Here is a 10,646-nt window from a genome sequence, read left to right as displayed (position 1 = left end):
GCATAGTAGATCCGCTCCTTCATCTTATCTGCTCATTCTACTAGCCCTTATATTCTCTGTCCAACTAAGTGTAGCCGATCCAGTCGCTAGTTCGTCCCAGTTGTTACCCCACGAACGCACGATCTGGAGTTGTCAATAAAAGTGCAGTTTGAAAACACACTCATACAGAAATTCCGTTACTAAGCTGCTTGTGACAGCATTCTTTCGCGATAAATAGCTGGGGGCCAGCCCCCAGGATTCGTGGTGTAGATCCGCTGTCTGTTGTAGTAGACCATGATGTATCTGAAGATGACCGATTTCATATAGGCCATCGGATAGTGCTCGGTTTTGATCTTGTATAGCTTTTCTTTCTTCAGCGTAGCAAAAAAGCTTTCCATCCTTGCGTTGTCATAGCAACGCCCTGTGCCGCTCATACTCTGAACGGCATCTCGTTTAGCCAGACACGCTCGGAATGCATGACTTGTAAATTGGCTACCTCGATCGCTGTGAACAATCATTCCGCGAGCATTTCTTGCTTTACAGGCGTTCTCAAAGGCTTGGATGCACAGTTCCTTGGACATGTTGTCGTCCATGGCGAGACCCACGATCTCTCCGTTGAAACAATCCAGTACCGCAGACAGATAGAGCTTACCGTCTGAACAAGGAACTTCAGTGATATCCGATAGCCACTTCTGGTTGGGTGCTGAGGATGTGAAATCTCTCTGGATCAGGTTCTGGCTCTTTTGAGCTGCGGCATCCTCGCGTGTAATGCCATTCGGATGGCGCCTCACTTTCTTCAGCAGGCCGTGCCTCTTCATGATGCGATAGACGGTGCTATAGCTGGTCGTGATCTCTAGTTGTGACAGCCCCAGCAGAATACGCTGGACACCGTAATTGCTGTTGTCTTCATGTTCTTCGATGATTTCTTTAATCTTGACCAGAAGGCGTTGTTGCCGTTCCTGTCGGGGCGTAGGCTTCAAGCTACGATAATAGCCCGATTCGCTGACAGCAAGTACTTCGCACAACTCCTTGACGGTCCATCGATCCCGTCGTTCACGGATGTAAGCATAGAGCTGGCATGCCTTTACCGCTTCCGGTCTTTTGCGAAAAAACCGAGTGCGTCCTTGAGAATTTCATTCGCACGGCGCAACTCGCCTATTTCCCTTTCTAATTCGAGTTCACGCGCAGTCTTATCGGCAGATGCATAAGCGCGCCCGCTCCCGATATGCGCGCCATCGCCGTGCAGGGTTCTTCGCTTTCTCCAATCCTGCAAGGTGTGGTAGGCTACGCCTAACTGCTCGGCGACTTTCTTTGGTCCAATCTCATCGCTCAATCTTACGGCTTCTTCTTTAAATGCTTTATCGTACCGATTCATTGGTTCTCATCCCCTCGTTAGCTTTCATTTTATTTCATATGAGGGTATTTTTCGACTGCATTTTTATCGTAGCACTCCAGATTGAGGTTATAATCGAACCGCAAAAGCCTGCCGCGCGGCAGGCTTCTGATGTATAAGGGGAAAATTTTTTCAGTATTCCAGTATTTTCGGAGAGCTATACGATGTAGAATAAACCTATCAGGTTAAGGAACGATTTGCTATAAAGCTAAATTTATTACGATGTATCTTTGCTGCAAATGAGTTTTTTGTGAGCCTGCTTTGGTAGAATGGATAGATTAGTTGGATTCGGGGAAGGGGATTATGTCTTGATAAGGGGGAATTATCACAAGATTATCGGCATCGGGTTGCTTTTTTCGCTCTCCATCGCGTTGTTTGCCCTTATTTATACCCAGACGGTGCCTTATCAGAACATACCATCCGCGAAGCGTGGGGTATATGATTTATCGCAATGGGACTTTCAAAAGCAGGGTTGGGTCAACCTGAATGGAGTGTGGGAATTTTATGAGGGCGAGCTGTTGTATCCTGCCGATTTTCGAGCGGGAACGCATCTGGAGGCTGCCTATATATCCGTTCCTGGCACATGGAAAGCAAAGTCGGAAAAGGACGGTAACCATCGCAAAAGCTATGGCACGTACCGATTGAACGTGCTGGTTTCAGATCAAGTGAGGGATGAGGTTTTAGGGTTAAAAGTAAGGAGCATCCGCATGTCCCATCAGTTGTTCGTGAACGGAGAACTGAAGGGCGAGAGCGGACGTCCTGCAATCCGTGAATCGGCGCACCAACCTGGCAACACCCCGTATACAGCTTTTTTTCATACCGATTCCAACCAAATCGAAATCGTCATTCAAGTGTCTAACTATGTATTTGTCAACGAAGGGATCGCCGGTTCGATTTCGTTCGGCCTTGATCAAGAGGTGTTAAAGCTTAACGGAATCCAGCTCGGCACCGATATCGGGATTATTTTGATACTGGGCATGTTCGGTGCGTATCATCTCAGCTTTTACTTCCTTGGGCGAAGAGAGAAGGCCTATTGGCTTATTGGCCTATATTTGCTGCTCATCATGTTGGAAAAAGCGCTCTACGGGGAGAAAATTTTGCAGAGGGTGTGGCCCGAGCTTCCTTTTGATATCACCTACAAGCTGCTTGATCTCAGCGAATTTATGAGCGCAGCGGTAATCATCGTCGTGTTCTGTTCCGTTGAGACCCGTCTCATGTCCCGTCGGGCCATGAAGCTGTTGCTGGGTCCGATCGTTTTGTATATGGCAGCAGTTGTGACGCTGCCCTACCGTGTGCATATTCAAGCGAAATTTATTTTCCTCTTATATATAGGCATAGCTGTTCTCTTCATTATTGGCAGAATGGTGTACTTGTATATCCAGAGTCCGGGCGGCTCAGCAGAACGTAAGGAACTGGGGTTATTTATTGGAGGAAGCCTTTCGCTAGTGGTCTTTTTGGTTGACGGAAGCCTGTACTCCGAAAGTCTGGTCCCAACCGATTTAGCGGGGAAATTCGGGGTAATCAGTTTTGTCGTCTTCATGAATATATTGCTTGCGGTTCGGTTCTCCAATGCTTACGAGAAAGCAGAGACCCTATCCCATCAGTTGCAAGTCTCCAATCAGCTTAAAGACGAATTTTTGATGAACACGTCCCATGAGCTCAAGACGCCTTTGCATGGCATTCTGAATATGGCTTCCTATCTGTTGGAGGAGGATGGGGGCAATTTGTCTACGAAGCAAAAGCAAAATTTGTGGCTGATCAAGGATACGTCGGTCAAGCTGTCCATGCTCATCCATGATTTGATCGATGTTACCCGCTTAAGACACGGGGAGTTGCGTTTGCAGCAGGCGGTTGTGGATGTCCGGGTAGCGGCGCAAATTGTATGCGATGTGTTGCAATTCGAGCTTGCAGGCAAGGCTGTTCGCTTGGATAGCCAAGTGGGTCCAGAGGTTTGGGTACTGGCCGACGAGAACCGGTTGCGTCAGGTATTGTATAATCTGGTTCATAATGCGATCAAGCATACGCACAAAGGAACCATTCTTGTGAAGGCAAGCGTAACTGGTCAGACGGTAAGCATTGCGGTCGAGGATACAGGAAACGGGATTCCCAAGGACAAGCATGAAGCGATTTTCGAATACTTTGAGCAGCTCGATAGCCCTTTGCCACAGGATGGATATACTGGCATGGGAGTAGGCCTGTATATTAGCCGGAAGCTCATTGAAGGGATGGGCGGGTCAATTCGGGTAAACTGGTCGGAGGTTGGGCGGGGTACGTGCATGACGTTCACGCTGCCGTGCGCGGAACGGCCGCAGGCTTATTATGAAGCGCCATACGCCGCTGCGGATCGGGAGAGAATTGCTTTTGCCGATGGCCCGCTGGATGTTCTGGAGCAGCATGAGCACACGATTCTGATCGTAGATGACGAAGCTTCTAACATCTATATGATGCTGAATATTCTGAAGCGGCATCGTTATAATGTGATAGCGGCATTTTCTGCCAAAGAAGCCATGGATAAAATGGAAGAGCATCCGCAGGTCGATCTTGTCATTCTGGATGTGATGATGCCGGGGATATCCGGTATCCAGCTTTGCAAGGCGCTGCGCGGCCAGTATTCCATCCTTGACCTGCCTATTCTGATTGCGACAGTCAAGGACACGCCACAGGATATTGCGCTGGGCTTCAGGGCCGGGGCGAATGATTATGTGACCAAGCCGTTCGACGGAGAGACGCTGATTGCCAGAATTCAAACGCTGATTACGATGAAAACGTCGATTCAGGAAGCGATTCGCAATGAACATGCGTTCCACCAAGCTCAGATCAAGCCGCACTTTCTGTACAATGCCTTGAGCAGCGTAATTTCCTTTTGCTATACGGACGGAGAAAAGGCGGCTTATCTCTTGTCCATGCTCAGTCAATATTTGCGCTACATTTTGGAGATGGATCGCTCTACTTTATACGTTCCTTTATACCGGGAACTGGAGCTGATTCACGCGTATGTCGAGATTGAAATGGCTCGCTTCGGTGAGCGGTTTGATTTTGTTTGCCAAGTTGACGAAAGCCTTCACTCTATAGAAATTCCTTCTTTATGCATCCAGCCTTTTATCGAGAATGCGATTCGCCACGGACTGTTCGAGAAGGAGGGATATGGCCGTGTTGCGCTGACCATTCACGAAGGAAACCATCATATCAAATTTGTCATTGAAGATGATGGCGTAGGCATTTCGGATGATCTCCTCTATCAAATGTCCAAGGGCGAAAGGCCAAGCGAGGGAATCGGCATTTCCAACATCAGGAGACGTCTCGATTCCATCCCAGGCGCGTCATTGACGATTGATTCTGAGGTGGGGCAAGGAACCAAGGTCATTCTGTATTTGCCGATGGCCTCAGGGCAGGGATCTTTAAAAAAGGGTGGAACGCATTAAAATAGACTGCAGGACGGTTGGAGGGGCGGTTTTGTTTAACGTTGTCATTGTCGAAGACGAGAAGCCGAGTCTGGAATTAATGAAGGTTGTCATTGGAAGAAACCTGCACTATACGATTATAGGAGCTTTCACTAATCCGCTTGAAGCGTTGGCTAGCATGCCGGAGCTCACGCCCGATATCGTATTCCTGGATGTGGAAATGCCCAAGATGAATGGGCTTGAGCTTGCACGAAAAATTCATGAAATATCGAGGCAAATTAAAATTGTGTTCACAACGGCTTACAAGCATTACGCGCTGGAAGCATTCGAAGTCAATGCGTTGGATTATATTTTGAAGCCTGTAACTCCAGCAGCCATTGAGCGGATTACGGAGCGCATGGCTTTGCAGCTTCTACCCGCCTCAAATGAGAAGAAGCCGCGCCATGCTGCGATCCAGTGTTTCGGCAGCTTCGAGGTGCGCAGTTCGGAAGGAGCGCTGATCCGTTTTCAGACCCGCAAGACGGAAGAATTGTTTGCGTATTTCCTCTGCCATGCCAACCGGGAAATTGGCAAATGGCAGCTTATGGACTTGCTCTGGCCGGATATAGAGGAAGGACGGGCGTCCCATAGCTTGCATCAAACGATCTATCAAATCAAGAAAATGTTGAAAGAGCATGCCATAAGCCTGGATATTCAGAAAACAGGCGAAGGGTACATACTGGAGACAGGGGACATGAATGTCGACGTTCTGGATTATCAACGGCTTGATTTGACTCGTGCCGGGCAGCTTGCCGAATACAGGGAGATGGAGCGGCTCTGTTCCATGTACCGGGGACAACTGCTGGAAGGCAAGCCTTATTTATGGAAAGTTTCGCATGAGGAAGCCTTTGGCAAACAATATACGGCGCTGACCCGAAGCTTGATTGAACGGGATTTGTCACAGGACAATTGGAACGCTGCGGAGCATAGGCTTGATTCGTATCTGGCCATATATCCCTTGCATGAAGAAATGAATGGCATCTTGATGGACCTTTACGCAAGTCGCGGATTCAAGGAGAAGATCGCCAGACATTATGCGCGGTTCGAGGAAGATTATCGCAGAGAGTTGGGACTTGAGCTGCCGCAAGAGTTGAGCAGCCGGATATCATCCTATTTGGGACAGAAGCAGGTTCGCAGGAAATAGCCAAGAAGCAGGGAAGCATGGGGATTAAATTCTCTCTGCTTCTTTTTTGTATTTGAAAAGCAAATGCCGTTTTGAGGATTTTATGAGACCCTCCAGCTATAATCGATTGATGAACAAATTGGAAGCAATTTCATTTGAAGGGATGACATCAAGAATGATGAGAGCAAGGCAAAAGCTTTTGGTACTTTTTCATGTCCTGGTTTTGCTTGTGGGCATGATTCCGGTATGGCCGGGCAATGTATCGGCTGATTCTGCGACTCCGGACGCGTTTCAAAAGGCGTATATTCCTAATATGCCCAGCGGCGCCGAGAATGGAACGGTGGATGTCGTTAATTTGTCGGATTTTACGGTTGAAAAAGGAAAGATTACAGTCGGAAAAAATCCGAACGCTGTCGATTACAATCCGAATGGAACCCAGGTTTTTATTACGAATGGCGCTGACAGTTCGGTTTCGGTAATTGACCCGTCAACGGACACAGTCATTGCTACAATTGCTGTGGAACTAAATCCTGATTTAGTAACCTTCAATTGGGATGGGAGCAAGGCTTATGTTGCAAGCTACCAAGGGTCGATTTTTGTTATTGATTCTGTCTCATTGACAGTCGTCGATACGATCCAATTGAGCATGACGCCGCTTTCCCTATTCGCGGCGGAAAATAAATTGTATGTTACTGCCCAGGATAATAACGGCAACGGCAAGCTGCTCATCATCGATTCCGATACCGACACAGTAGAGAAATCGATGGATATACTCAACTTCCCACAATTAATTACCGGTGACCCTCAAGGCACCAAACTCTATATTTACAGCAAAGTGGGCGTCAATAACTTATGGGTTATGGATACAGCTTCCTTAACTGTGGAAAATAAATTGAATGTATCTGCCCAACAATTAGATGTCAGTACAGACGGATTATATGTTTATATGCCTACGTCAGTCGGTTTTAACGCTTATGACTTCGTTAACGACTATAAGTATGACGTAAGGCCTAACTTTACTTGGCCGAGGGCATCAATCAATAACGGCGGTCTTTCGACAGACGAGAAATACTTGTATGCATTGGACGTCAATAACAGCAAATTGGCTGTAGTGGATACGGACACAAGAGGTGTAATCCGGACCATCGATCTCAGCCATAATATTTCACTACGCGAATTTAGACGGTTTATGGCTTCGATTCCTGTCGCAACAAGGAATATGCCTAAATATAATGTTACATTCGATTCGCAAGGAGGCAGCGCGGTTGCACCGCTGACCAATGTCGTAGCAGATAATCTTATTCAACGAATGGAACCTGTTCCAACCCTTAGCGGCTTGAAGTTCGGAGGCTGGTACAAGGACGCTGACGCCAATATTCGCTGGAATTTCTATAAGGATCGCGTAACCGCCGACGTGACCTTGTACGCGAAGTGGGAAGATAAGAAGGTCGCCCTGCTTCATAAGGCCTATATTCCAAGCTCCGAAGAAGGGGCTGTCGATGTCGTTGACTTGGACGACCTCTACATTGAAAAAGGAAAGATTCGGTTAGGCGCTTATAAGGACTCCAATATCGGCCCCGTAAGCGCTGTTCTAAATCCCAATCTTTCTCAGCTTTTTGTTGGCAATTACAATGACAAGTCGGTATCGGTCATCGATACGACGACCGATACGGTAATCAACAAGATTCCTGTGTCGGCCGGGGCGCAAGGCATCGCATTTAATTCGGACGGCAGCAAAGCCTATGTATCGACAGGCACCTCCGTTACTGTCATTGACACGGATGCTTTAAGCGTCAGCAAGACGATTCCTTTGCCGCACAACTACTTCGGATCAAGCGTTCTCAATGTAGGGAATCGGATTTATGTTTCTACGAACAATGGAACCCCCACTTATGGTGCTTTGACCGTCATTGACACGGTTACCGATCTGGTGGAAAAAACCGAATATAGAGGTAAAAATCCCGGGGGGATGATCGTAAATCCGCAAGGGACAAAAGTTTACGCCATTGATTCAACTGGCAAATATGTTTCGGTCATTGATGTGGCAACGTTAAAGGAAGAAGCGCAAATCAAGCTGTCCGGTACAGGAGGATTAGACCAAGTCTTTGAAGGGATCGAGATAAGCCCGGACGGGTTACATCTCTATGTCGGACAAAATGTGCAATGGCAGGGCATAGTGGATGTCATTGACACGCAAACCAACACAGTCGTCAAACAACTTCAAACCGGGGGAGTTGCTCCGAATGCCATTACCGTAAGTCTGGATGGTACAACCCTGTTTGTGACAAACTATTCGACCCATAATATGAGCGTAATCGATATTGCGACGGGGCAACGTCAATCCTACTCTCTAAGTCGGTATCCGAAGGCTATGGGCGGCTTCACGATTCCAACAGCTCGGGCCGTAAAACTGCTTTCGAAATATGCGGTTACGTTCGATTCGCTAGGAGGCAGCGCGGTTTCATCGCTAACGGATGTGCTCCAGGGCTCCAAAATCGCCGCGCCGCAGCCTCCGATCCTTGAAGGCTATACTTTCGCCGGTTGGTACAAGGATCAAACGTTTGGGCGTAAGTGGGATTTTCAATCGGATAAAGTGATCGGGGATACGACGCTTTATGCGAAGTGGAGCAGACCGCTGCCGGCTTCAACGATGGACGAGCCTGTGCCTGGAACTCAAACAGGTTCAACAGCATTTGCAACGGCGGTCGATTTAAACTATGATTTTGCGGTCAAAATCTCTAATCAGCCGATCCATCAGCCTGTTGAAGGGGATCGTCTGTCGCCGGATGAACCGGATGTGATAAGAAATTACCACTTGCAGGATGATGTGACGGGCGTCGGTTCGCGAACGAAGAAATATATCGCATTGTATATCGTGGACCCGAATAATGAGGATCAGATTTTGTATTTCAGCCAGTTTTTGCTTTACGACTCGAATATTAAAGAGGATGAAACGGCGCTCAAGCCGATTTCGCTGTCGCCGGTTAATCAGTCGACGGATGTTGCGCTGGACGCCCCGCTTGTCATTACCTTTAATGACCCTGTAGCAGCCAAGGCAGGCAAATATATTACAGTTAAAGGGCCGAGAATTTACGAGCACGGTTCCGAGCAATATGGGGAAGAGGGAATCGAGGCTCGCGTTGAAGCCAGCGATACAAGCAAGGTAGCCATTAATGGCTCTACGGTAACAATCAATCTGGGCAAAAGCCTGGGGAGTGACTGGCACTATGCGGTCAATATCGATCGGGGCGCTTTTGCAGATCTTGCAGGCAACGACTTTGGCGGTTTGGACGGGTATATTCAAATCGATCGAAATGAAGAGGGCAACGAAACGTATTCCAATGATTCAAGCTCTTGGAGCTTCTCGACCGAATACGTTCCTACTGCGCCTGCAATAAGATTGCTTTCGCCAGCAAATGGCGCTGCAAATGTGCCGCGCTCTCAGGAGCTGTCGATTACTTTTGACCAGAACGTAACAGCAGTAGCAGGTAAAAAAATATGGATTAAAAAAAGCTCTGACGACAGCATTGTAAAGACAATTTATGTTGACAATATTGCCGAACTGAGTGTGAACGGCAAAGTCGTCACAACAAAGCTGGTCATTCCGGATTCAAACGGTTTGTTTGAATATGGGACTAGCTATTATGTGCAAATCGAAAACGGGGCGTTCAAGAATGCTTCCGACCAATCTTATGAAGGCATTGATGATAACACAACCTGGACATTCACCACGCTTGCGCAGCCTCTGGGACCGATAGCCATATCGTACTTGCCAGCTCCGGGTCAAACCGGGGTAGCTCCAGGGGATAATCTGGTGTTAACGTTTGATCAGGCTGTGTATCATGTAAATAATAAGAAAGTCAAAATAATCAAAATCTCCGATGCTTCCGTAGTTTGCACATTCACGGTTGGAAGTACGAATGCTTACGTGACTGATTCCAATCTGATCATTAATGTGAAAAATGAATTTGGAAACTCTTGCCTTGAACCGAAAACGGACTATGCAGTGCAAATCGACAGCGGAGCATTTCGCAACAGCCAATTTATTCTATATGCTGGCATTGCAGATTTGACAACCTGGTCGTTTAAAACTGCAGCTTTATTCGTTCCTGGGTTCAGTCCTGCGCCTGTACCAGAACCAGGGGACGAGCCTGATACGACCAAGCTTCCGACCAACCCGCCAATTCCAGTCGAAACAGGCAACCATCTGGTCGTGAAGGTGTCGTCGAGCAAGATTGCAACGCCGCAAGCGGGCGACTCCGCTCCGAGCGTTGGCGTAATCAATCCATATACGCCGGGCAACAACATCCCGGGCGTTGATCCGGTGGTTAACAAGTACATCGGCATTTACGAGGTAGATAGCAACAATAAAGTGGTGAAGTTCACTCTAATCGTACTGGGCAAAGGGGATGTTCGTCCGCAGCCGGAAGCGGCGCCGGAGCTGTATCCAACGCCTGTGCCAGAGCCTGGAACTGATCCCGATACGACCAAGCTTCCGACCAACCCGCCAATTCCAGTCGAAACAGGCAACCATCTGGTCGTGAAGGTGTCGTCGAGCAAGATTGCAACGCCAAAAGCGGGCGACTCCGCTCCGAGCGTTGGCGTAATCAATCCGTATACGCCGGGCAACAACATTCCGGGCGTTGATCCGGTGGTCAACAAGTACATCGGCATTTACGAAGTAGACAGCAACAATAAAGTGGTGAAGTTC

At 48.0% G+C, this 10,646-nt stretch carries 5 protein-coding genes; 3 read left to right on the top strand and 2 right to left on the bottom strand.

Going from position 1 to position 10,646, the window contains the following annotated elements; genetic code table 11:
- Positions 1–179 precede the first annotated feature (179 nt).
- Positions 180–1,040 (bottom strand): IS3 family transposase, encoded by an 861-nt coding sequence (locus JFN88_RS21375; RefSeq protein WP_199021365.1) that lies wholly within the window; start codon positions 1,038–1,040, stop codon positions 180–182.
- Positions 1,041–1,063: 23 nt separating this feature from the next.
- Positions 1,064–1,354 (bottom strand): transposase, encoded by a 291-nt coding sequence (locus JFN88_RS21370; RefSeq protein ID WP_199021364.1) that lies wholly within the window; start codon positions 1,352–1,354, stop codon positions 1,064–1,066.
- A 287-nt stretch (positions 1,355–1,641) separates the two neighbouring features.
- Here JFN88_RS21370 and JFN88_RS21365 point away from each other — a divergent pair, with 287 nt between their 5' ends.
- The 3 genes from JFN88_RS21365 to JFN88_RS21355 all read left to right on the top strand — a co-directional run.
- A complete protein-coding gene (locus JFN88_RS21365; RefSeq protein ID WP_199021363.1) occupies positions 1,642–4,794 on the top strand; it encodes an ATP-binding protein in 3,153 nt (1,050 codons plus the stop codon).
- Positions 4,795–4,825: 31 nt separating this feature from the next.
- Positions 4,826–5,956, top strand: coding sequence for a response regulator (locus tag JFN88_RS21360; RefSeq protein WP_199021362.1), 1,131 nt, complete (start codon positions 4,826–4,828; stop codon positions 5,954–5,956).
- 154 nt (positions 5,957–6,110) lie between these two features.
- On the top strand, positions 6,111–10,646 hold a 4,536-nt coding region (locus tag JFN88_RS21355; RefSeq protein ID WP_199021361.1), incomplete at its 3' end, for an InlB B-repeat-containing protein.

The organism is Paenibacillus roseus (assembly GCF_016424485.1).
GTDB lineage: Bacteria > Bacillota > Bacilli > Paenibacillales > Paenibacillaceae > Paenibacillus_D > Paenibacillus_D roseus.
The sequence above is the reverse complement of the archived record's forward strand: the minus strand, read 5'-3'. Positions and strand labels throughout refer to the sequence as shown.